This is a genomic window from Streptomyces sp. NBC_00663 (genome assembly GCF_036226885.1).
GTDB lineage: Bacteria > Actinomycetota > Actinomycetes > Streptomycetales > Streptomycetaceae > Streptomyces.
The window spans coordinates 6,770,873-6,792,328 of the sequence record NZ_CP109027.1 but is presented as its reverse complement, the minus strand read 5'-3'; the positions used below and the strand labels follow the sequence as shown (position 1 = coordinate 6,792,328).

Annotated in this window: 23 protein-coding genes; 11 read left to right on the top strand and 12 right to left on the bottom strand. The window is 71.2% G+C overall.

The features are described from left to right. Window positions 1-114: 114 nt before the first annotated feature. Together OG866_RS31000 and OG866_RS30995 are read left to right on the top strand one after the other, a co-directional pair. Complete coding sequence (locus tag OG866_RS31000) at window positions 115-1,422, top strand: sensor histidine kinase (RefSeq protein WP_329339786.1); 1,308 nt, start codon at window positions 115-117, stop codon at window positions 1,420-1,422. Window positions 1,423-1,477: 55 nt separating this feature from the next. Continuing rightward, the gene (locus tag OG866_RS30995) at window positions 1,478-2,110 is read left to right on the top strand and encodes a response regulator transcription factor (RefSeq protein WP_329344389.1); all 633 of its coding nucleotides are present in this window, start codon (window positions 1,478-1,480) and stop codon (window positions 2,108-2,110) included. Between the two features lie 24 nt (window positions 2,111-2,134). On the opposite strand, the gene OG866_RS30990 is transcribed toward OG866_RS30995, so the two are convergent. The 3 genes from OG866_RS30990 to OG866_RS30980 are packed head-to-tail and all read right to left on the bottom strand — an operon-like array spanning window position 2,135 to window position 5,007. Beyond that, window positions 2,135-2,959, bottom strand: coding sequence for a hypothetical protein (locus tag OG866_RS30990; protein WP_329339784.1), 825 nt, complete (start codon window positions 2,957-2,959; stop codon window positions 2,135-2,137). Further along, window positions 2,959-3,498: a SigE family RNA polymerase sigma factor gene (locus OG866_RS30985; RefSeq protein WP_329339783.1), complete on the bottom strand. Its 540-nt coding sequence runs from the start codon at window positions 3,496-3,498 to the stop codon at window positions 2,959-2,961. Before OG866_RS30985 ends, OG866_RS30990 begins: the two co-directional genes overlap by 1 nt. 51 nt (window positions 3,499-3,549) lie before the next feature. After that, the gene (locus OG866_RS30980; protein WP_443063589.1) at window positions 3,550-5,007 is read right to left on the bottom strand and encodes an MFS transporter; all 1,458 of its coding nucleotides are present in this window, start codon (window positions 5,005-5,007) and stop codon (window positions 3,550-3,552) included. Window positions 5,008-5,146: 139 nt separating this feature from the next. Between OG866_RS30980 and OG866_RS30975 the strand changes: the two genes are divergently transcribed. Together OG866_RS30975 and OG866_RS30970 are read left to right on the top strand one after the other, a co-directional pair. Further along, on the top strand, window positions 5,147-6,880 hold the full coding sequence (locus tag OG866_RS30975) for an MFS transporter (protein WP_329339781.1): 1,734 nt from the start codon (window positions 5,147-5,149) through the stop codon (window positions 6,878-6,880). Window positions 6,881-7,020: 140 nt separating this feature from the next. After that, the gene (locus OG866_RS30970; protein WP_329339779.1) at window positions 7,021-7,671 is read left to right on the top strand and encodes a class I SAM-dependent methyltransferase; all 651 of its coding nucleotides are present in this window, start codon (window positions 7,021-7,023) and stop codon (window positions 7,669-7,671) included. Between the two features lie 13 nt (window positions 7,672-7,684). On the opposite strand, the gene OG866_RS30965 is transcribed toward OG866_RS30970, so the two are convergent. Then, on the bottom strand, window positions 7,685-7,888 hold the full coding sequence (locus OG866_RS30965; RefSeq protein WP_329339777.1) for a chaplin family protein: 204 nt from the start codon (window positions 7,886-7,888) through the stop codon (window positions 7,685-7,687). Window positions 7,889-8,018: 130 nt separating this feature from the next. On the opposite strand from OG866_RS30965, the gene OG866_RS30960 reads away from it, so the two are divergent. The 3 genes from OG866_RS30960 to OG866_RS30950 all read left to right on the top strand — a co-directional run bounded on the left by OG866_RS30960 (window position 8,019) and on the right by OG866_RS30950 (window position 11,076). Continuing rightward, window positions 8,019-8,996, top strand: coding sequence for an N-acetylmuramoyl-L-alanine amidase (locus OG866_RS30960; RefSeq protein WP_329339775.1), 978 nt, complete (start codon window positions 8,019-8,021; stop codon window positions 8,994-8,996). Between the two features lie 158 nt (window positions 8,997-9,154). Next, complete coding sequence (locus OG866_RS30955; protein WP_329339774.1) at window positions 9,155-9,955, top strand: DUF5336 domain-containing protein; 801 nt, start codon at window positions 9,155-9,157, stop codon at window positions 9,953-9,955. A 107-nt stretch (window positions 9,956-10,062) separates the two neighbouring features. After that, window positions 10,063-11,076, top strand: coding sequence for an LLM class F420-dependent oxidoreductase (locus OG866_RS30950; RefSeq protein ID WP_329339772.1), 1,014 nt, complete (start codon window positions 10,063-10,065; stop codon window positions 11,074-11,076). On the opposite strand, the gene OG866_RS30945 is transcribed toward OG866_RS30950, so the two are convergent. Next, window positions 11,063-11,605 carry a hypothetical protein gene (locus OG866_RS30945; protein ID WP_329339770.1) on the bottom strand — a complete coding sequence of 181 codons (543 nt, stop codon included), beginning with the start codon at window positions 11,603-11,605 and terminating at the stop codon, window positions 11,063-11,065. The genes OG866_RS30950 and OG866_RS30945 overlap by 14 nt on opposite strands. Window positions 11,606-11,723: 118 nt before the next feature. Between OG866_RS30945 and OG866_RS30940 the strand changes: the two genes are divergently transcribed. Further along, window positions 11,724-12,014 carry a hypothetical protein gene (locus tag OG866_RS30940; protein ID WP_329339769.1) on the top strand — a complete coding sequence of 97 codons (291 nt, stop codon included), beginning with the start codon at window positions 11,724-11,726 and terminating at the stop codon, window positions 12,012-12,014. Window positions 12,015-12,023: 9 nt separating this feature from the next. On the opposite strand, the gene OG866_RS30935 is transcribed toward OG866_RS30940, so the two are convergent. From OG866_RS30935 to OG866_RS30925, 3 genes are read right to left on the bottom strand one after another with little or no spacing between them, the layout of a single operon-like run. Next, window positions 12,024-13,094 carry a prenyltransferase gene (locus tag OG866_RS30935; protein ID WP_329339767.1) on the bottom strand — a complete coding sequence of 357 codons (1,071 nt, stop codon included), beginning with the start codon at window positions 13,092-13,094 and terminating at the stop codon, window positions 12,024-12,026. Further along, window positions 13,091-13,825, bottom strand: coding sequence for a class I SAM-dependent methyltransferase (locus OG866_RS30930; RefSeq protein WP_329339765.1), 735 nt, complete (start codon window positions 13,823-13,825; stop codon window positions 13,091-13,093). Before OG866_RS30930 ends, OG866_RS30935 begins: the two co-directional genes overlap by 4 nt. Further along, on the bottom strand, window positions 13,819-15,231 hold the full coding sequence (locus tag OG866_RS30925; RefSeq protein WP_329339764.1) for a glycosyltransferase family 4 protein: 1,413 nt from the start codon (window positions 15,229-15,231) through the stop codon (window positions 13,819-13,821). The genes OG866_RS30930 and OG866_RS30925 overlap by 7 nt, the downstream gene beginning before the upstream one ends. Window positions 15,232-15,445: 214 nt before the next feature. Here OG866_RS30925 and OG866_RS30920 point away from each other — a divergent pair, with 214 nt between their 5' ends. Next, complete coding sequence (locus OG866_RS30920) at window positions 15,446-16,105, top strand: TetR family transcriptional regulator (RefSeq protein WP_329339762.1); 660 nt, start codon at window positions 15,446-15,448, stop codon at window positions 16,103-16,105. A 280-nt stretch (window positions 16,106-16,385) separates the two neighbouring features. On the opposite strand, the gene OG866_RS30915 is transcribed toward OG866_RS30920, so the two are convergent. Genes OG866_RS30915 through OG866_RS30905 form a run of 3 tightly spaced genes read right to left on the bottom strand, consistent with a single transcriptional unit; the run spans window position 16,386 to window position 18,995 of the window. Then, window positions 16,386-17,249, bottom strand: coding sequence for a tetratricopeptide repeat protein (locus OG866_RS30915; RefSeq protein WP_329344387.1), 864 nt, complete (start codon window positions 17,247-17,249; stop codon window positions 16,386-16,388). A 46-nt stretch (window positions 17,250-17,295) separates the two neighbouring features. Further along, window positions 17,296-17,529: a ferredoxin gene (locus OG866_RS30910; protein ID WP_329344386.1), complete on the bottom strand. Its 234-nt coding sequence runs from the start codon at window positions 17,527-17,529 to the stop codon at window positions 17,296-17,298. A gap of 8 nt (window positions 17,530-17,537) precedes the next feature. Beyond that, window positions 17,538-18,995, bottom strand: a complete 1,458-nt coding sequence (locus tag OG866_RS30905) for an aldehyde dehydrogenase (protein ID WP_329339760.1) — start codon at window positions 18,993-18,995, stop codon at window positions 17,538-17,540. 171 nt (window positions 18,996-19,166) lie between these two features. Here OG866_RS30905 and OG866_RS30900 point away from each other — a divergent pair, with 171 nt between their 5' ends. Continuing rightward, complete coding sequence (locus tag OG866_RS30900) at window positions 19,167-20,204, top strand: MBL fold metallo-hydrolase (RefSeq protein ID WP_329339759.1); 1,038 nt, start codon at window positions 19,167-19,169, stop codon at window positions 20,202-20,204. 13 nt (window positions 20,205-20,217) lie between these two features. Then, window positions 20,218-20,700, top strand: a complete 483-nt coding sequence (locus OG866_RS30895) for a nuclear transport factor 2 family protein (protein ID WP_329339758.1) — start codon at window positions 20,218-20,220, stop codon at window positions 20,698-20,700. Here OG866_RS30895 and OG866_RS30890 read toward each other — a convergent pair. Next, complete coding sequence (locus OG866_RS30890; protein ID WP_329339756.1) at window positions 20,681-21,325, bottom strand: phosphotransferase; 645 nt, start codon at window positions 21,323-21,325, stop codon at window positions 20,681-20,683. The two genes, OG866_RS30895 and OG866_RS30890, sit on opposite strands and share 20 nt — an antisense overlap. Window positions 21,326-21,456: the final 131 nt, after the last annotated feature.

Here is a 21,456-nt window from a genome sequence, read left to right as displayed (position 1 = left end):
GTGTCAGTTCGGTTGGTGGCTGGGTCGGGTTCATGGCCGTATGACATTTGTCCCGCGGGATTCCGTACGACTGGCTCTGCCGTGCGGGTGCGTGGTCTTCGTAGCGTGGGAGCCATGACACAGGGGATGCAAGGAACAGGGGACAAGCGGTACTGGTGGAGGACGGCGTCCTGCCGCCTCGAGGCTCGCGAGGCCCGGAAATCGCTGGAGACGCCGGGGCCACCGCCCACCGGCTTCACCCTCCTCCCCTGGCTGCTGCTGGGAATGGGCGCGTTCTCCAACCTCTTCCAGGCGGGCACGCAACAGCCGGTACTCGGCGGCATCGGCCTGTTCGCCTTCAACTCCCTCTACATCTACGTGGTCTTCCGCGCCTTCGTGAAGCAGACCCGGCAGGCCCGCTCGACCCGGGTGGCCCTGGTCCTCATGGGCCTGATCACCTGCGCCCTGGCCCTCGGCTACGGCGGCAACTGGCTGTACTTCTTCCCCCTGCTGGGCCTGGCCACCGGGGCGGTCACCCGGGGCCCGTGGCTCGGCCGGACCGGCCTGGCCCTGACCGCCCTGGCGGCGGCCGTCGCCTCGTACCGGGACGGCTGGGACGCGGTGAACGTCGCCTACGCCACGTTCCTGTCGACGATGGTGACGGCGGCGATCCTGTCGCTGTCCGAGGCGGTACGGGAACTGCGCGCCGCCCGCGAGGAGCTGGCCCGGCGCGCGGTCGAGGAGGAACGCCTGCGCTTCTCCCGCGACCTGCACGATCTCCTCGGCCACACCATGTCCGTGATCGTGGTCAAGTCGGAGGCCGCCCGCCGCCTGGCCCGCCGCGACCTCGACGCCGCCCTCGCCCAGATCACCGACATCGAGTCCGTCGGCCGCCAGGCCCTCACGGAGATCCGTGAGGCGGTGAGCGGCTACCGCGAGGGCAGCCTCGGCACGGAGCTCGACCGTGCGAGGTCGGTCCTGGAGGCCGCGGGCGTCGTCCCTGTCGTGCGCCACTCCGGCCCGCCGCCGGCCGCCCGGACGGAGGCGTTGCTGGGGTGGGTGGTCCGGGAGGCGGTGACCAACGTGGTGCGGCATGGGCGGGAGGTCACGCGGTGCGAGATCTCGGTGGAGGCAGAGGTGGAACGGGTTCGGGTGCGGGTCCTCGACGACGGGACCGGGGACGCGGACGGAGACGGGTGCGGGACGCCGGAGGGAGCGACGTTCGAGGGCACCGGTCTGCGTGGCTTGGCGGAGCGGCTTGCCGTGGCAGGGGGCCGGTTGACGGCCGGGACGGCAGGGGCCCGAGGCGGGTTCGTGGTGACGGCGGAGCTGCCGGTGGGGGTGGATGCGGGGGACGGTGAAGCCGCCGTAGTGGCCCCCGGGGACTCGGTGAGGTCAGCCGGTCCGAGCAGCGAGATGGCAGCCGCCCCCACCGCACCATGACCCCGCACACCCAGCGCCCCAGCCCCCCTCCCCCTACCCTTGGGCCGTGAACGAGATGCCGCGGGATCATCGGCCCGCCAAGTCCATCCGGGTCCTCCTCGCGGAGGATCAGGGCATGATGCGGGGCGCGCTCGCGCTGTTGCTCGGAATGGAGGCGGACATCGAGGTGGTCGCCCAGGTCGCGGCCGGCGACGCGATTGTGGACGCGGCCCTGATCCACCGCCCGGACGTGGCGCTCCTCGACATCGAACTGCCGGGCAAGAGCGGCCTGGACGCCGCCGCCGAGCTCCGTGACCAGGCCCCCGACTGCCGGGTGCTGATCCTGACCACCTTCGGCCGCCCCGGCTATCTGCGCCGGGCCATGGAGGCCGGGGCCGCCGGTTTCCTGGTGAAGGACGGCCCCGTGGAGGAACTGGCCGCGTCGATCCGCCGCGTACTGACCGGTGAGACCGTCATCGACCCCGCCCTCGCCGCGGCCGCCCTCAGCGCCGGCCCCAATCCTCTGACGGCCCGTGAGGGTGAGGTCCTCGGCGCGTCGGCGGATGGCGCGACGGTCGCCGACATCGCGGACGCCCTCCACCTCTCCGAGTCCACGGTCCGCAACTACCTCTCCGCCGCCATCGGCAAGACGGGCACCCGCAATCGGACCGAGGCGCTGCGGGAGGCCCGGCAGCAGGGGTGGCTGTAACGCCGCCGAGCACCGCGGCGTCACCTACTCCCGCGTCGCCGTCACGTCCGCCGACTTGTACTCCGTTCCCTTCGGCGCCAGGCACACGAACCAGTCCACGGCCGAGCCCGTGGCCGTGCGGATGGCCGGCTGGTCGGTGTTGGTCTCCGTGTTCTTGGCCGGGCGGTCGACCTTGGTCGCCGTGCCGTTCTTCCAGGTGCAGGTGACCTGCTCGGCGTCCCTGCCGACCATGCCGATGACAAGGCGCTCCACATGGTCTTCGGTGGTCCTGAAGGGGATCGCGGCGGACTCGACGTCCGTGCCCTTCATGGGGGTGTCGGTCTCGTCGAACGCGTCCTCGTAGACCCCCTTGCTGGTGTCGTCGTCGCTGAGGTACGTCACGTACGAGCTCTTGCCCATCAGTTCGGCGGCCTTGGTCACGCCCGTGGGCACCTGCCCGGACTCGGCCATCGCCTGGAGCTGTCCCTCGGCCTGCGCGCGGTTGTGCGGTGTCGCCCAGACGTCGATGACGACCTTCCAGGGCTTGCCGTCCTCGACGCCGGTCGCGAGCGTCGTGCGCTGCGGGGTGAAGAGGTCGGCCGGGGTCGTCGTCGGAGCCTGGGTCGCCGGCGGCGCCACTGTCCCGTTCCCGCCCGGCAGCCCCGCCACCGCGAGGGTCGCCGAGGAGCCGGCGATCACCAGGGCGGTGGCCGTGGCCACGGCCCAGCGGCGGGCCTTGCGGCGGCGGCCGCCCCGGACGACCGCCTGGTAGGGGGCTATACCGATCTCGACCTCGTCCGTGGCCTCGGCCAGCAGGAGGGTGATGTCGCTGTTCGTCATGTCGTGGTTCGTCTCCCGGTCCGCGCTCATCACTTCCGCCCTCCCTGCGTCGCCATGTCGACCAGCCCCGGTATGGCCCGGAGTTTCGCGATCCCCTTGGCCGCGTTGCTCTTCACCGAGCCGACGGAACAGCCCATCGCCTCGGCGGTCTGGGTCTCGGTCAGGTCCTCCCAGTAGCGCAGGACCACGGCCTCGCGCTGCCGCGGCGGCAGTTGGGCCAGCGCCTTCAGCAGGGCGCTGCGGTCCTCGGCCTGCGCGATGCGGTCACCGGTGTCGGCGATCTCGCGTGCCAGGCCCGAGTCGTCCTTGGGCGCCAGGAACTCCCTGAGTTTCCTGCGGTGTCGGCGGGCGTGCGCGTTGATCATCACGCGCCGCACATACGCCTCCGGGTCGTCGGCCGAGCCGACCCTGCGCCAGGCCACGTACACCTGCTCCAGGGTCGACTGGACCAGGTCCTCCGCGGCGTGCTGCTCCCCCGTGAGGAGAAATGCCGTTCTCATCAGCCGCGGCCAGCGGCCGATGACAAAGCTCTGGAACTCCGCGTCCCGAGCCTCCTTGCGATCCCCCATGGGCACCTCCTAGATATTCAAAGGAGTCCATGAGCCGCCCAAACCGTTGCCTCAGCCCGAGGACGTCTTCGACGAGACCCCCGCACCCCTTCGCGGCAGCCACAGCAGCATCAGCAGCACACCGCCGGCCAGCACCCCCGCCCCGGTGCGGAACACCAGCGCGTACCCCTCGGTCAGCCCCTCGGGGCTCAGGTCGCCGCCCGTCCGGGACGCCGCGATCGTCGACATCACCGCGAGCCCCAGCGAGCCGCCCATCGTCCGCGAGGTGTTGACCAGCCCCGACACCAGCCCGGCCTCCCCCGGCGCCGCCCCCGACGTGGCCAGCGCGGCCAGGGGTGTCGTCGCCAGGCCCGCGCCCAGCATCATCAGGATCCCGGGGCACATGATCGCCACCACGTACCCCCCGTCAACGCTCAGCGTCGACTGCCAGGCGAACCCGGCCGCCGCCACGCACGTCCCCAGGACCGCCACCTTCCGCGCGTCCAGCGCCCGCATCAGCCGCGGTGCCGTCTTCGAGCCGAGGATCACGGCCAGGGAACTGGGCACGAGGGCGAGCCCGGCCTCCAGCGGCGAGTAGCCGAGGACGTTCTGCGCGTACAGCGTCATGAAGAACCACATGCAGAACATCGCCGAGCCGGACAGGAACATGGCGGCGTTCGCCGAGGCCACGGACCGGAGCCGGAGCAGTCCGAGCGGCATCAGCGGGGCGGTGGTCCGGGCCTCGACGGCGAGGAAGAGCCCGATCAGCGCGGCCCCGGCGAGCAGCGGCACCACCGTCGCCGCCGACGCCCATCCCTCGGCCTCGGTCTGGGAGATGCCGTACGCCAGTGTCGCCAGCCCAGCCGTCACCAGTACCGCGCCGGGCAGGTCGAGCCGGCGTCCGTCCCCGGCCCGGCTCTCGCTCAGCCACCCCAGCGCGCCCAGCAGCACGAGGGCCCCGACGGGCACGTTGATCAGCAAGGTCCAACGCCACGACCACACGTCGACGAGCGCTCCGCCGACCAGTCCGCCCGCCGCGCCGCCGCCTCCGCCGACCGCCGTCCAGGTGGCTATGGCACGCGCGCGTGCGGGTCCCTCGGGGACGGCGGACGTCACGATCGTCAGCGTCGAGGGCGCGAGCACCGCCGCGCCGAGTCCCTGCACGGCCCGGGCCAGCAGCAGCTGCCAGCCGTCCTGGGCCAGCCCGCCGGCCAGCGAGGCGAGCGTGAACAGGCCGAGCCCGACCAGGAACATCCGCTTGCGCCCGTACAGGTCGCCGGCCCGCCCGCCGAGCAGCATGAACCCGGCGAAGGCGATCGCGTACGCGTTCACCACCCACTGCAACCCGGACGCGCTCATGCCGAGGTCCGCCCGCATCGACGGCAGGGCCACGTTCACGACGGACACGTCCAGTACGACGAGGAACTGTCCGGCACACGCGAGCGCCACCACCACCCAGGCGGGCGGAACGGTACGGCGAGGGGGCGCGGCGGCGAGGGGGACTTCGGCGGCTCGGGACATGGATGTCATGCTCTCAACCGCCGTGCGCCCCTTGCATCGGGATTTAGGTCCAGGCCCACAGACTCATAACGTCAAGAGAAGATAAAGAAATCGTTAGCTGGCCAAAGCATCGGAATAGTTGCCCCGGCGTACCTAGTTCCTTACCCACATGAGACCTACGCCGACCGACCAGCTCACCCGCGCAGCAAGCGGCGCCGTCGTACCGGTGCTCGCCTTCGCGGGCATCGTCGTCGCGGTGATGCAGACCCTGCTCGTCCCCGTCATCAAGGACCTGCCGCAGCTGCTGGACACCGCCCCCAGCAACGCCACCTGGGTCCTGACCTCGACCCTCCTGTCGGGTGCCGTGGCCACGCCGATCATGGGCCGCCTCGGCGACCTGTACGGCAAGCGCCGCATGCTCATCGCCAGCCTCGCGGTGATGGTGGTCGGCGCACTGGTCAGCGCGCTCACCAGCGACCTCATCCTGATGATCGCCGGCCGTACCCTCCAGGGCTTCGCCATGGGCGCGATCCCCCTCGGCATCGGCCTGATGCGCGACATGCTCCCCCGCGAGAAGCTCGGCTCGGCGATGGCCCTGATGAGCTCCTCCATCGGCGTCGGCGGCGGCCTGGCCCTCCCCCTCGCCGCCCTGATCGCCCAGCACGCCGACTGGCACGCCCTCTTCTACGGCGCGGCCGGCCTCGGCGTCCTCGCCATCGTCCTCACCCTCCTCGTCGTACCGGAATCGACGATGCGCGCGGAAGGCACCTTCGACCTCCTCGGCGCCCTCGGTCTCTCCACCGGCCTGGTCCTCTTCCTCCTGCCCATCACCAAGGGCAGCGACTGGGGCTGGACGTCCGGCACCACGCTCGGCCTGTTCGCCGCGTCGGCCCTCGTACTGCTCCTGTGGGGCGTCTACGAGCTCCGCACCGCCGCGCCCCTCGTCGACCTGCGCACCACGGCCCGCCCCGCGGTCCTCTTCACCAACCTGGCCTCGATCATGGTCGGTGTCTCCTTCTACGTCGTCTCGCTCGTTCTTCCCCAGCTCCTCCAGCTGCCGAAGGCCACCGGCTACGGTCTCGGCCAGTCGATGGTCGTCGCCGGTCTGCTGGTCGCGCCGCTGGGCCTGACGATGATGATCACGGCGCCCGTCTACGCCCGTCTCTCCGCCAAGTACGGCCCCAAGTTCACCCTCATCCTCGGCATGCTGATCATCGCGATCGGCTACGGGGCGGGCCTCGGCCTGATGAGCGCCGCCTGGCAGAGCCTGGTCATCGCGGTCGTCCTGGGTGCTGGCATCGGCCTCGCGTACTCGTCCCTCCCCGCCCTGATCGTCGGCGCGGTCCCGGCGTCGGAAACGGGCGCGGCGAACGGCCTCAACACGCTGATGCGCTCCATCGGTACGTCGGTGTCCAGCGCCGTCATCGGCATGGTGCTCGCCAACACCGCGAACACCGTGAACGGCGCCGCGATCCCCACGATGCACGGCTTCCGTGTCTCCTTCCTCATCGCGACCGGCGCGGTGGCGGTCGGCCTGCTGATGGCCCTGTTCCTGCCGAAGCCCGACCGGGCGCCGCGGCTGCGCGCGAGTAGCGAGGAGGAGGCGAACCTGGAGCGTGCGGAGGCTGTCCTTCGGGGGTTCCGGGGGCGGGTTCTGGGCGCCGACGGTGTGCCGGTAGCCCGTGCGAAGGTGACGCTCATCGACCGGCGTGGCCGGCAGGCGGGGGCGACGCTCTCCGAGGAGGACGGGAGCTACTCGCTCGCCGTTCCGGCGGAGGGGGCGTATGTGTTGGCCGCGAAGGCGTCCGGGCATGGGCCGTTGGCTTCTGCTGCTACTCACGCGGGGGATGACAGTGCCGTGGACGTGGATCTTTCGTTGCCCGGTGAGGCTGTGACCGCGTAGGGGTTCGCTGTCGAAGTGCGGGTGCGTGGGGGCTGGTCGCGCAGTTCCCCGCGCCCCTGAAAACGCCCCCGTCACCCGGCGTGACGGGGGCGTGGTGCACCATGGGGCGGCCACGAACCGTACGACCGAAAGAGAACCCTATGAGCTCGGCCCCCAAGCCCGAGATCCTCGCAGCGTTCGAGGGTGCCAAGGGGTTCATGCCCACGCACGAAGGGCTTGCCCTGTACGCGGCGGCCCTCGAAGCCGGCCGGCTCGGGCTGCCCCTCCTCGAAGTCGGGACGTACTGCGGGCGTTCCGCGGTTCTGCTCGCCGATGCTGCCCGCGCGGCGGGGGTGACGGCGCTCACCGTCGATCATCACCGGGGCAGCGAGGAGCAGCAGCCGGGGTGGGAGTACCACGATCCTGAGACGGTCGACCCGGAGATCGGGCTGATGGACACGCTGCCGACGTTCCGCAGGACGCTGCACCGGGCGGGCCTGGAGGACCACATCGTCGCCCTCGTCGGCCGCTCGCCGCAGGTCGCGAAGATCTGGAACTCCCCTCTCGGCCTCGTCTTCATCGACGGCGGGCACACGGACGAGCACGCGAGTGCCGACTACGAGGGCTGGGCGCCCCATGTCGCGGACGGCGGACTGCTCCTCATCCACGACGTGCACCCGGACCCGAAGGACGAGTTCACCGGCCAGGCGCCGTACCGGATCTATCTGCGGGCGCTGGAGTCGGGGGCGTTCGAGGAGATCTCCGTCACGGGGACGCTGCGGGTGCTGCGGCGCACGGGCGCGGGGATCTGAGGCGCCGGCGGCCTCAGGGCTGCACGTTGATGTCGATGTCGACCGGGGTCTGGATGACGTTGCCCGTCCCGACGCCCGGCTGGTTGTAGACGTAGTCGACGGCACAGGCGTCTTCCGGCGGGGTGCAGGGGAACGGGGATGCCTGGGCCGCGGGCGCGCCCAGTACGACCACCGCGGCGACGGTGACGGTGGTGAGGGCGCCGGCTATGACTCGCATAGGTGATCTCATGGGCGATTCTCGGCATACCGGCGGGCCCTGAGCGACGCCGGTGTGCCGTTCGGATGAAACGACCCGCTCGGCCGTAGCCACTCTGCCTCGCCGCGGGCCCGCCGCTAGGGTGGCTGTCGTGTCGTACGTAGGCCCGGACTTCGATCCTCCCCAGCCCCGCCGCCCCAGGCGCCGCCCCCTCACCGTCGCGGTGGCCGCCCTCGTGCCGGGCGCGTTGCTCGGCTGGCTGGTGTACGAGGCGGTGGGCGGATCGGGCGGGGGTTCCGAGAGCGACGCGGTCGGGACACCCACGTCCTCGCTCTCGTCGAGCGCGCCCGCCTCCCCCACCGCGGCCTCCACCTCCGCCCCCAAGTCGACGGACGACGACAAGCCGAGCCCGGCCCCGACTCCGACCCCGTCCACTTCCGCGCCCGCCGCGTCCGGCCCCCTCAAGGGCAAGGTCGTCGTCATCGACCCGGGGCACAACCCGAGCAACTTCCAGCACACGGCCGAGATCAACAAGAAGGTGAACATCGGCACCAACTGGAAGGAATGCGATACGACGGGCACGTCCACCAACTCCGGTTACACGGAGGCCAAGTTCACCCTGGACGTGGCCCACCGGCTGCGCACGCTCCTCGAACAGCAGGGCGCCACGGTGAAGTTGACGCAGGACGGCGACCGTACGTACGGCCCCTGCGTCGACGAGCGGGCCCGCATCGGCAACAAGGCAGGCGCCGACGCGGTCGTCTCCATCCACGCCGACGGCGCGGGCGCGGGCCAACGCGGCTTCCACGTCATCCTCCCGGGCAGCGTCCACGCGGGCGCCGCCGACACCCGCCCGATCGTCGCCTCCTCCGCGGACCTCGGCGAGCGCATCGCGGGCAACTTCGTCCGCGTCACGGGCAGCGCCCCCTCCAACTACGTCGGCGACGGCACCGGACTCGTCACGCGTAAGGACCTGGGCGGTCTCAATCTGTCAACGGTTCCCAAGGTGTTCATCGAGTGCGGCAACATGCGCGATACCAAGGACGCGGCACTGCTGACCAGCGGTGCGTGGCGGCAGAAGGCGGCGCAGGGAATCTCTGAAGGAATCGTGAGTTTCCTGCGCGGCTAGTGGCTCCCGGGCTGATCCCCGGGGACAGCTTCGTCGGACGGACGATAAGGTCGTCTTTACGATGAGGGGCCACCCCCGCGCTTCACACCGGGGCCTGACGGCGACATGGTGACAGCGACGCCTCTTCCGACGATGAGACGACCTACGAAGGACCTGAAGTGAATATCCGCTCCCTCACTCGAGGCGACGGCGTGGTGATCGGAGCAGCGGTGTTGCTCTTCATCGCGTCGTTCCTCGACATCTACTCCCTCGATGGTTACAGCGGCGCCCCGAGCGCGTGGGACACCCTCGACACCGGCATGGGTATCTACATGGGTGGAGTCATCGGTGCCGCCCTGATCGTCGTCAACCGCATCCTGCCGCAGCCGCGCAAGGTCGCCGGTCTGGATCTCGGCGTGGTCGGTGCGGCGTTCACCGTGCTCGTCGCATGGATCATGTTCTGGGCGCTGGTGGACGTCCCGGACGGCGTCGAGGCGGGTGCCGGTCTCATCCTCGGTTTCATCGCCGCGCTGGTTCTCGCCGGCGGCGCGATCGCCTCCCCGCTCGTCCCGGCCCTCAAGGGCGCCCTCCTCCCGGCCCCCGGCCCCCAGGCCCCCCAGCCCTACGGCGCCCAGCCCCCCGGTGGCTACGGCTACCCCGGTGCCGGTGCCCCGCAGCCGGGTCAGCCCTACGGTGGTCAGCCGCAGCCGACCGCCCCGTTCAACGCCGGTCAGCCCCAGCCGGGGCAGCCGCAGCCGGGTCAGCCGACGCCGCCGGCCGGGGACTTCTCCCCGTTCTGGTTCGCGGTCCCCGTCGCCCGCCCCCTCTTCGCGGAGGACGGCTCGCAGACGCCGATCGCCGAACTGGCGCCGGGCACCTGGTACCTGGCCGTCGAGCAGCGTGGCCCGTCCCTCGTCGCCCAGACGCAGGACGGCCGTCGCGGTGTCCTCCAGGACACCTCGGGCATCCAGCGCGGCTGAGGCCGACAGCGCGAGCCTCTCCAGCGGCCCCTCTCCCTTCCGGGTGAGGGGCCGTTGTCGTACAGTCGCCTACCGTTTCCGGTCTGACGCACCGTCAGGAGGCAGGCATGCGGCTCGGTCTCGCGCTCGGTTACTGGGGGCGTGGCCCCAACCCCGACCACGTGTCCCTCGCCCAGGAGGCGGAGCGGCTCGGTTACGACTCCGTGTGGACGGCCGAGTCCTGGGGGTCGGACGTCTTCACGCCGCTCACCTGGATCGCCGCGCAGACGACAACGATCAAGCTGGGCACCGCCGTTGCCCAGATGGCGGCGCGCTCCCCCACCACCACCGCCATGCACGCCCTCACCCTCGACCATCTCTCCGGCGGTCGCGTGATGCTCGGCCTTGGGCTGTCCGGACCGCAGGTCGTCGAGGGCTGGTACGGCCGCCCGTTCCCGAAGTCGCCGCTCACCGCGACCCGCGAGTACGTCGACGTCGTACGCCAAGTCCTGCGCCGCGAGGGCCCCGTCGAGGTGGCCGGCCGTTTCCACTCCCACCCCTACACCGGTCCCGACGCCACCGGCCTCGGCAAGCCCCTCAAGCCCATCACCCACCCCCTCCGCCCCGACCTCCCGATCCTCCTCGGCGCCGAGGGCCCCAAGAACGTCGCCCAGACGACCCGCATCGCCGACGGCTGGCTCCCCCTGTACTGGTCCCCGACCCGCCCCGAGGTCTACGAGGCGTCCCTCGCCGGCGCCCCGGACGGCTTCCTCGTCGCCCCCATGGCCCAGGTCCGCGTCTGTGACGACGTGCGCCAGGGTCTCCTCCCCGTGAAGACCATGCTCGGCTTCTACATCGGCGGCATGGGCCACGCGGCCCGCAACTTCCACGCCGACCTGATGGCACGCATGGGGTACGAGGAAGAGGCACGCAGGATCCAGCGGCTCTTCCTCGAAGGCCGCCGTCAGGAAGCCGTACTGGCCGTCCCCGACGCCTTCGCCGACGAGATCTCCCTCGTCGGCCCGCGTGAACGCATCGCCGAGCGGCTGGAGTTGTGGCGGAAGGGTCCGGTGACCGATCTGATCGCCCTGGCGCCGGACCGTGACACTCTGCGGGTGCTGGCCGAGCTCAATCCGAGGTGAGCTGTGCGGCCGACGGCACCTTCTCCGTCACCGTCGCGCCCGCGCTCTTCCCGGCGTCCTTCACCTGGTTGGTGACGTCGTCGAAGGTGCCCGCGACGGACGTGTCTCCCTTGCGGAGCTTCGACGGGAGGTCCTTCAGGGCGTCGATGCCCGCCGTGAGCGGGGCGACGGCCTTCGCGAGGGTCGGGTCGCCCTCGGCGTTGCGGGACGCGGCCTTGAGGCGGTTGTAGGCGAAGGTGCCGGCGAGACCGGCCTTCACCAGCGCCACCTTGCGGCCGTCCGCGCCGCTCTGGAACTTCCCGGCCCGCCACGGCTTCACGATCCACTGGTACGTCGCCCCGGCGGCCAGCCCCGCGTTCGCCACGAAGCGGGTCTTGGCGAACTTCTGCCGTTCGGCGGAACTGGTGCCGGTCGCAGTGGTGGTGGCCGCGGCGTCGTCGGCGTCGTCCCCGCCGCAGGCGGTGGCCCCGGCGAGCAGGGCGCAGCAGAGCGTCGGCGCCACGAGCAGGCGGCGTAGCGGTGCGGGCACAGAGGCCTCCGGGAGGGTGGGTGCACGTCTTCCGGCAGCTTCACCCGGCCCCTGGCAACCCGCCACCGGGGCGACCCCGTTCGGGTTTCATACGGGATTGAGCGGCAACCCGATGGTTATGTCCTCTCGATATCGCGGTGCCAACTCGGCCGGCACGGTCATAGCGATCGTCGCCGACATCATGGCCCTCATCCTGGGCCTCTGGATTCTGATGTACCTGCTGGACGCGAACCGCGCGAACGACTTCGTGCAGTTCATCCATGACGCGGCCTTGTGGCTGGCGGGCTGGAGCCACGACCTGTTCACGTTCGACGAGGCGTGGGCACGGGTGGTGGCGGGCTATGGTCTCGCCGCCGTGGTCTACCTGTTCGTCGGACACGCCATCGCCAACCGGGTCCACCGCCACTGAGGCGGGTTCTCAGTCGCAGCAGTCCGGGTCCAGACCTCTCGGCAGCTGTCCGCCGCCGAACACCTGGCAGGTGGCCTCGTCGCCGCCCAGCGCGGCGACGGCGAGCAGCAGCGACCCGGCTGTCCACGTCGTGAGTTCCCTCGGCCAGATCGCGTCGTCCTCGAAGACATAGCCCGTCCAGTACAGGCCCGACTCCGCGTCGCGCAGGTGCTGGATGGACTGGAGGATCTCCAGCGCCCGGTCGGACTCGCCCATCGCCCACAGGGCCAGGGCGAGTTCGGCCGACTCGCCGCCCGTCACCCACGGGTTGGGGTCGACGCAGCGCACGCCGAGGCCGGGGACGACGAAGCGGTCCCAGTCCTTCTCCATACGGGACTTGGCCTCCGCGTCCGTCAACGCGCCGCCCAGGACGGGGTAGTACCAGTCCATCGAGTAGCGGTCCTTGTCCAGGAACCGCTCGGGGTGGCGACGGATGGCGTGCCTCAGCATCCCCACCGCCAACTCCCAGTCCGGCTGCGGCTCTTCGCGCTGTTCGGCGATCGCCAGGGCGCACCGCAGGGCGTGGTGGACGGAGGAGGAGCCGGTCAGCAGCGCGTCGTTCGTGAAGCTGCCGTCCTCCTCGCCCTTCCAGCCGATCTGCCCGCCGGGCTGCTGGAGCCGCAGGACGTACTCCATCGCCGCGTGGACCGCGGGCCACATGCGGTCCAGGAAGGTGTCGTCGCCGGTGGAGAGGTAGTGGTGCCAGACGCCGACCGCTATGTAGGCGACGAAGTTCGTCTCGCGGCCCCGGTCGGTGACCTCGTCGTAGGCGCCGTCCTGGTAGGCGGCGTACCAGGAGCCGTCCTCGTTCTGGTGCCGGGCCAGCCAGTCGTACGCCCGCGCCGCCGCCGCGTGTTCGCCCGCCGCGTCGAGGGCCATCGCGGCCTCGGTGTGGTCCCAGGGGTCGAGGTGGTGGCCGCGGAACCACGGGATCGCGCCGTCCTCCCGCTGTACGGCGAGGATGCCGGCGACGGTCTCGGCGGCCTGCTCGGCGGTCAGCACCCCGGGCAGGACGAGGTGTTCTGTCCGGGGAGTGGTCACTTGGCGTCCACCCGCGGCAGGTGCGGCTTGGTCGCGTACGCCACGAAGCTCTTGCCGATCAGGGGGTTGAGGGCCTGTTCGGCGACCCGGGTCGCGAGCGGCTTCTTCATGATGTCCCAGACCAGGAGCTTGTGGTACGCCTTCACCGGCAGCGCCTTGTCGTTGTCGACGCCGAACGCGCACTTCAGCCACCAGTAGGGGCTGTGAAGCGCGTGCGCGTGGTGGGTGCCGTACGGCTTCAGGCCGGCCTCGCGGATCTTCGCGAGCAGTTCGTCCGCCTTGTAGATGCGGATGTGGCCGCCCTCGACCTCGTGGTAGGCGTCGGAGAGCGTCCAGCAGACCTTCTCGGGGCCGTAGCGCGGGACGGTGATGGCGATCCGGCCGCCGGGCTTGAGCACCCGGACCATCTCGGCGAGTACGCCCTTGTCGTCGGGGATGTGCTCCATGACCTCGGAGATGATCACGACGTCGAAGGACTCGTCCGGGAAGGGGAGCGCCAGCGCGTCGCCCTCCATGGCCGTGGCGGTGGCGCCCTCGGGGGCCTCGCCCGCCTCCTTCATCGCCGCGAACCACTTCGCGACCTCGCGGATCTCCTCGGCGTTCTGGTCCAGGGCCACGACCTGGGCGCCGCGCCGGTAGCACTCGAACGCGTGCCGGCCGGCCCCGCAGCCGAGGTCCAGGACACGGTCGCCCGGGGCGAGCGGGAACCGGGAGAAGTCGACGGTCAGCACGTGGCCCTGCTTTCGGAATAGACACCGGTGTCACTGGTGGGGGTCGCGGACTCGACACCCTGGAGGGCCGCGGAGCGGCCGGGATTCGTGACCGCGGAGCGGGCGAGGGCCTCGCGGTACCTGGCCACCGTGCCCTCTGCGGCTCTGGCCCAGGTGAAGCGGGCCAGCACTCGCTCACGGCCCGCCCGGCCGAGGCGGGCCCTCAGCTCCGGGTCGCTCAGCAGCCGGCCCAGACCGGCGGCCAGCGCCCCCGCGTCGCCGGGCGGGACGGCGAGGCACGTCTCCCCGTCGGGGCCGGCGACCTCGGGGATCGCTCCGCCGGTGGTGGCCAGCAGCGGCGTGCCCGTGGCCATGGCCTCCGCCGCCGGGAGGGAGAAGCCCTCGTAGAGGGAGGGGACGCAGGCGATCTCGGCCGAGCGGACCAGGTCGACGAGTTCGGCGTCGGAGATGCCCTTGACGAAGTCGACGGCGCCTTCGAGGCCGTACCGCTCGATGGCCTGGGCGACGGGTCCGTCCTCGGCGCGCTTGCCGACGACGACGAGGTGGGCGTCGGGATGCTCGACGCGGACCTTGGCGAGGGCCTCGATGAGGTAGATGAGGCCCTTGAGCGGGACGTCGGCGCTGGAGGTGGTGACGATCCGGCCGGGGATGCGGCGCACGGACGCATCCGGCTTGAACAGGTCGGTGTCGGCGCCGATGTGGACGACGTGGATGCGGTCGTCCCGGACGCCGAGGTGGTCGACGATCTCCTGGCGGGAGGTGCCGGAGACGGTCAGGACGGAGGGCAGCCGGCGGGCGACCCGCTTCTGCATACGGGTGAAGGCGTACCAGCGGCGCACCGAGTAGCGGCGCTGCCAGCCCTGGGCCGCGTCCAGCTCCAACTGGCGGTCCACGGTGATGGGGTGGTGGATGGTGGTGACCAGGGGGGCGCCGACGTCGCCCAACAAGCCGTATCCGAGCGTCTGGTTGTCGTGGACGACGTCGAACTCGCCACGCCGGGCGCGCAGATGGCGACGGGCGCGGAGCGAGAAGGTGAGGGGCTCGGGGAAGCCGCCGGTCCACATCGCCCCGACCTCCAGGGCGTCGATCCAGTCGCGGAACTCGTCGCGCTTGGGGGTGCGGAAGGGGTCCGGGGAGCGGTAGAGATCGAGGCTCGCGAGCTCCGTCAGGGAGAGCCGGTCGCCGATGTCCTCGACGCCCTCGTCGAGGACCGGGTACGGCTGTGAGCCGATGACCTCGACGCGGTGGCCGAGGCGGGCCAGTTCGCGGGAGAGGTGGCGGACGTAGACGCCCTGGCCGCCGCAGAACGGGTTCCCCTTATAGGTGAGGAGTGCGATGTTGAGCGGTCGCTCGCCGTCCGCGGCCGGGTCCGCCTGGGACCCCGCCTGACTGGCCTCAGCGGTCACTCCGGGCCCCCTTCTCCCTGCTATTTCCCGCGAGGTTACGCCGGGACGCTAATCTAGAACAAGTTTCAGACTTGATCGTTCAAGAGGCTCTGAATCTACCGGCAGGTAGGGGCGGTGTGAGCAGTGGATCAGGTGATTCGCGCCACGGCCGAGGCCCCTGTCATGCTGTGCGATCATTCGCCCTCACCGACTGTCACGGAACGGGACCCGACCCATGTCTGCGCAAGCCAAGCCGCCGGTCAAACCGGCCAAGCCGGTCAAGGTGGAGGCCAGTGCCGCGCGGACCGACTCGCCGCCGCTCACCGAGCGGCAGGAGGCCCGGCGGCGCCGCATCCTGCACGCGAGCGCCCAGCTGGCGAGCCGGGGCGGCTTCGACGCCGTGCAGATGCGGGAGGTCGCGGAGTCCTCCCAGGTGGCGCTCGGCACGCTGTACCGCTACTTCCCGTCCAAGGTGCATCTGCTGGTCGCGACCATGCAGGACCAGCTGGAGCACATGCACGGCACGCTGCGGAAGAAGCCCCCGCAGGGGGACACGGCGGCCGAGCGGGTCGCGGAGACCCTGATGCGGGCCTTCCGGGCCCTGCAACGTGAGCCGCATCTGGCCGACGCGATGGTCCGCGCCCTGACCTTCGCCGACCGGAGCGTCTCCCCCGAGGTCGACCAGGTCTCCCGGCAGACCACGGTGATCATCCTGGACGCGATGGGTCTGGCGGACCCCACCCCGGCCCAGCTCTCCGCGGTCCGCGTCATCGAGCACACCTGGCACTCGGCCCTGATCACCTGGCTTTCGGGCCGCGCCTCCATCGCCCAGGTCAAGATCGACATCGAGACGGTCTGCCGCTTGATCGACCTGACGGCGCCCGAAGGGAAGTAGGGCTCTCGGGAGACACGGAGAACCTACGAGACGGGTTCCCTTCGCCGGTATGGTCCGGATCAGGTTCTGGGGGTCGCCGTCCGGCTCGGCTGCTGCCTTCCGGCCTCTCAGCCCGACCGTCGACGTCGGCACCGGCGGATGCGCTACTTCCACGTCACGCCAGAGTCGGCTACGCCGCTCGGACTCCCTCACTCGTCCCGTAGGCCACTTCTAGAATAGAACGCCCGAGCGGGAACAGAACCCCCCAATCCGGATATTTTTTCGCCGCCGCGGCCCCCCCCTACCCCACGGCCTCCAGCCCGCTCCAGCCCCGCCCGATCGCCGTCCCCGCCGCCCACTCCTCCAGCAGCCGCCGCGCCTCCTGGGGCGGAGCCGCGAGCGAGAGCCGCTGGGCGCCCGCCTCGACGCTCCGCTGCTGCTCGTGGGTGCCCTCGCTACAGCAGGCGCACAGCATCCGGACGCTGCTCGCGGGCTCGGCCCCGTAGCCGTGCTCGGTGAACAGCCCGACCAGCGCCTCCAGGTCGGCCCGCTCGCCCGCGGCGACGGTCACCTCCAGGGTGGGCAGTTCGGAGGCCGCGAACAGCAGCAGCTCGTCGAAGACGGGGAACGTCGTGCCGTCGACGATCCGCTCCCCGTTCGGTGCGCCGTCGTGGACGACGATCTCGCCGTAGCGCCGTCCGCCGGTGATCGGCACATTGACCACCCGGCCGCGGGTCGGACAGAGCCGCTCGACCCATACGACCTCCTGCTCGCCGCCCGTGTCGAGACGCACGCAGGCATGTCCGAAACCACCGGTGATCTCGCCCTCCCCGTCCGGGAGTTCGATGCCGAACCCGGCCCAGGCGTCCCGGGCCGTCGCCCAGTCACGCTGGATCGTCGCCGCGATGCCGAGGTTCCAGTACGCCGGGTCCCCCTCCCCGCGCGGGGCTCGGGCGGCGGCCTCCCGGCCGAGTTCGTACGCCTTCCGCCAGTCGCGCAGGAACTTGTGGGCGAGCGCGGCGTCGTACCACCACACCGCGCTCGGCTCCTCGTCCGGGAAGTGGGCGAGGACCCGCTCGAAGAGCCCGGCCGCGCTGAGCCACTCCTCGGCGTCCCATGCCTCGTACGCCTGCTCGATCAGCCGCTTGGCCTCGGACTTCTCCACACCCACCCCAACGATCCCCTGATGACGACCGCAGGAGCCTAAGCGGTCACTCCTCGGGCGGGAACACCGGCTCCCCGCTGCCCAGCAGCGTGATCATGATGGCCTCGACCGGGCAGTTCTCGGCGGCCTCAAGGACCTTCTCGTTGGCGTCGGTCTCCGGCTCCGCGGGGTGGGACTGCATGCCGGAGTCGAGCCGGAAGGCGCCCTCTGCGCGGTGGACGCACTGGGCCGAGCCGATGCACAGCGACCGGTCGACCTCGATCTGCCAGCGGTCACCCATGGCCGCGCTCACGCCTCCCAGCCGGCCGGCAGATGGATCATCTTGTGTTCGAGGTACTCGCCGAAGCCCTCGGGCCCGAACTCCCGCCCCAGTCCTGAGTTCTTGTAGCCACCGAACGGGCCGAGCATGTCGAGGCTGAAGGTGTTGACGTTGTACGTGCCCGTCCGCACCCCGCGCGCGAACTCGATGCCGTGGGCCACGTCGGCCGTCCACACGCTGCCGCTGAGCCCGTAGTCGGAGTCGTTCGCGATCTTCGCGGCCTCGGACTCGTCGCCGTACGGGAGAAGGCAGATGACGGGGCCGAAGATCTCCTCGCGGGCGATCCGCATGGAGTTGTCGACGTCGCCGAAGAGGGTGGGCTCCACGTACCAGCCCTTGTCCAGGCCCGGCGGACGGCCGCCGCCGGTGAGGATCTTCGCGCCCTCCTCCTGGCCGATGCGTATGTAGTCGAGGTTCCGGCGCTGCTGGCGCTGGGCCACCAGCGGGCCGACCTGGGTCGCCGGGTCCAGCGGGTCGCCGACCACGAGGGCGCTCGCCGCCGCGGCGAAGGCGTCCGCGAACTCGTCGTAGCGGGAGCGCGGGAGGAGGATGCGGGTCTGGGCGACGCACGCCTGGCCGTTGTTCATCCAGGCGGCCGGCACGACCCCGGCGACCGTCGACTCCACGTCCGCGTCCGGCAGCACGACCGCTGCCGATTTGCCGCCCAGTTCGAGGGTGACCCGGGTGAGGTTCCGGGACGCGACCTCCATCACGCGCTTGCCCGCCGCCACCGAGCCGGTGAAGGAGACCTTGTCCACACCGGGGTGCCCGACCAGGTACTCGCTGACCTCGCGGTCGGCGGGAAGGATGGACAGCACACCCTCCGGCAGCCCCGCCTCACGCGTGATCTCGGCCAGCAGATACGCGTCCAGCGGCGACTCCGGCGACGGCTTGAGGATCACCGTGCACCCGGTGAGCAGCGCGGGCGCGAGCTTGGCGGCGGCGACGAACTGCGGGACGTTCCAGGGGACTACGGCCGCGACGACACCGACCGGCTCGCGGCGCACGAGGATCTTCCCGAGGACGCCGTCGCGCTGCTCCTCGTAGGTGAAGTTCCGCGCGACGGTGATCGCCGCGTCCCACACCATCATCGCGCCGAGCGCCTGCGCGAGGACGCTCCAGGAGTACGGCGAACCGTTCTCGGACGAGATGACGCGGGCGATCTCCTCGTGCCGGGTGAGGATGCCGTCCTTGATGCGGGTGACGACCTCGATGCGCTCGTCGAGGGACATCCGCGGCCAGGGCCCCTCGTCGAAGGCGCGCCGGGCGGCGGCGACGGCGGCGTCCACGTCCGCCCGCGCGGCGTGCGGGACGCGTCCGATGACCTCCTCGGTGTGCGGGGAGATCACCTCGATGACGTCCTTGCCCAGGGGGTCCGTCAACTCCCCGCCGATGAACAGCTGTCCGTGTTCCACGAGCTCGGTCATGGCGACTGCCTCCCCGGGAGCTGACTCTGACGGTTCATCAGATAACGGAACTGATACCAGTTCTACTCGGATGAGTCCACAGACCGGCACGGCGGCAGCCGAAAGATGACTTGGGCTCCCATCGAAACCCGTTCTAGTTATAGTGGCGGGAACGCGGAGACGGGGGAGCCCATGACACAGGTCAGCCCACAGGTCACCGACCACGGCGGCGGCGTCCGCTCGGTCCGCGTCCCCATCCCGGACAATCCGCTGGGCTACACACTCGTGTACGTCGTCGACACCGACCGCGGTCCGGTGCTGGTCGACACCGGCTGGGACGACCCGGCCTCCTGGGACACCCTCGCCGCCGGGCTCTCGGCCTGCGGCACCTCGCCGGACGCGATCCACGGGGTGGTGATCACCCATCACCATCCCGACCACCATGGTCTGTCGGGCCAGGTGCGCGAGGCGTCCGGCGCCTGGATCGCGATGCACGCGGCGGACGCCGCCATCGTCCGCCGCACCGGCGAGACCCGTCCCGAGCGCTGGTTCGCCTACATGACGGCCAAGTTGGTGGCCGCGGGCGCGCCCGAGGAGCATGTGGCGCCCTTCCGCACCGCCCGCCCCCGTCGCCTCCCCGGCTTCTCCCCCGCCGTGCCGGACCGCGAGATCGTCCCCGGCGACCTCCTCCCTCTCCCCGGCCGCCGCCTGCGCGCGATCTGGACGCCGGGCCACACCCCGGGCCATGTCTGCCTCCACCTGGAGGAACAGCATCCCGCCCAACTCCCGGGCCATGGCCGCCTGTTCTCCGGCGATCACCTGCTGCCCGAGATCACCCCGCACATCGGCCTGTACGAGGACCCCGACGACGCCACCGTCACCGACCCTCTCGGCGACTACCTCGACTCCCTCGAACGCGTCGGCCGCCTGGCCCCCGCGGAGGTCCTCCCGGCCCACCAGTACGTCTTCACCGACGCGCCCGCCCGCGTACGGGAGTTGCTGGCCCACCACGAGGACCGGCTGACCGGTCTGCAAGCGCTGCTCGTGGAGCCGCTCACCCCGTGGCAGGTGGCCGAGCGCATGGAGTGGAACCGCCCCTGGTCCGAAATCCCCCACGGCTCACGGAACATCGCCGTCTCGGAGGCGGAGGCACATCTGCGGCGCCTGGTGAAGCTGGGCCGGGCGGAGGCGGTGACGGGGAGCGATCCCCTCACGTACGTGGCGGTGTGATCCCATGGCGGGCATGGACCCTCTCGAAGACCCTCTGGAGCGGCTCCTCGCCGAGCGCGCCTGCGAACGCCTGATCATCGACTTCGTCCACCGTCTCGACCTCGGCGAACCGGGCTCGGTCGCCGAGCTGTTCACCGAGGACGGCACCTGGGAGTGGCCGCTCCCGGAGGGGGACGGACGGCGGTCCGTGGGCCGGGACGCGCTGCGCACGTACTTCAACTCCCGCCCCTTGGACCGCCTCTCGCGCCGGGTGATGTCCAACATCCTCGTCACGGTGACCTCCCCGGACACAGCGACCGCGACCTCGTACTTCACGACGTACCGCGTCGACGGGTACGAGGGCGGCCAGGGACCGGTCCCGCCGGGTCCGCCGGTCCAGGTCGGGCAGTACGAGGACGGCTTCCGCCGTATGGCGGACGGGAGTTGGCTGCTGGCGTCGCGTCGGCTGCGGCTGCCGTTCGGCGGCCCGACTCCGGTCAGGGCAGGTACGTCCTGATCAACTCCTCGGCCGCGCCCAGCAGTTCGGTCTCACCTCGGGTCATCGTCGGATTGAGCGCCCGCCGCCCGCGCGCCTCGGTGAGCCCCTTCTCCGTGAGTGCGGAAGGATCGGCCAGCAGGGCGGCCAGCATCGCGCGGGCCGGCCCGGCGATCGGCTCGTCGCCGACGGCGACCTGGGCGAGGATCACCGCGGACATGCCCCAGTCGAGGCCGGGGTCGCCCTCCTCGGCATTGGCCCAGTCGATGACGTAGGGCCCGTCGTCGGTGAGCATCACGTTGTCCGGATGCAGATCCAGGTGAACCACCCGCCCCGGAACGGCGTGCAGCCGCCGCAGCAGCCGCGCCATCGTCTCCCCCGCCTCCCGGGCGTCGATCCGCCCGGCCGCGAACGCCGCCAGCATCGTCGGCCCGTGCAGCCGCTGCATGACGAGGTCGGACCTGGAGCAGTCCGCTGTCCGCACCCGGGGCACCGGATACCCATGGGCCCGCACACGCTCCATGACGGCGGCCTCGGCCAGCGCGTCCGCGTACCCCTCCCGGTCGCGCCGCAGCACCCACGCGTCGTCGATCTCGTAGACGTCGCACGCCCGCCCCGAGCCGATGAGCCTCCCCGTGATCTCCATGCGGCCGAACCTATCCCCCGCGCGGGAGCGCCTCACAGGAGCCCCTCAGCCGCTTGTTTACGGGCGGGTAGAGTGGCCGCGTCGTCATCACACCCGTACGGGGGAAAGCCGGTGCAATTCCGGCGCTGACC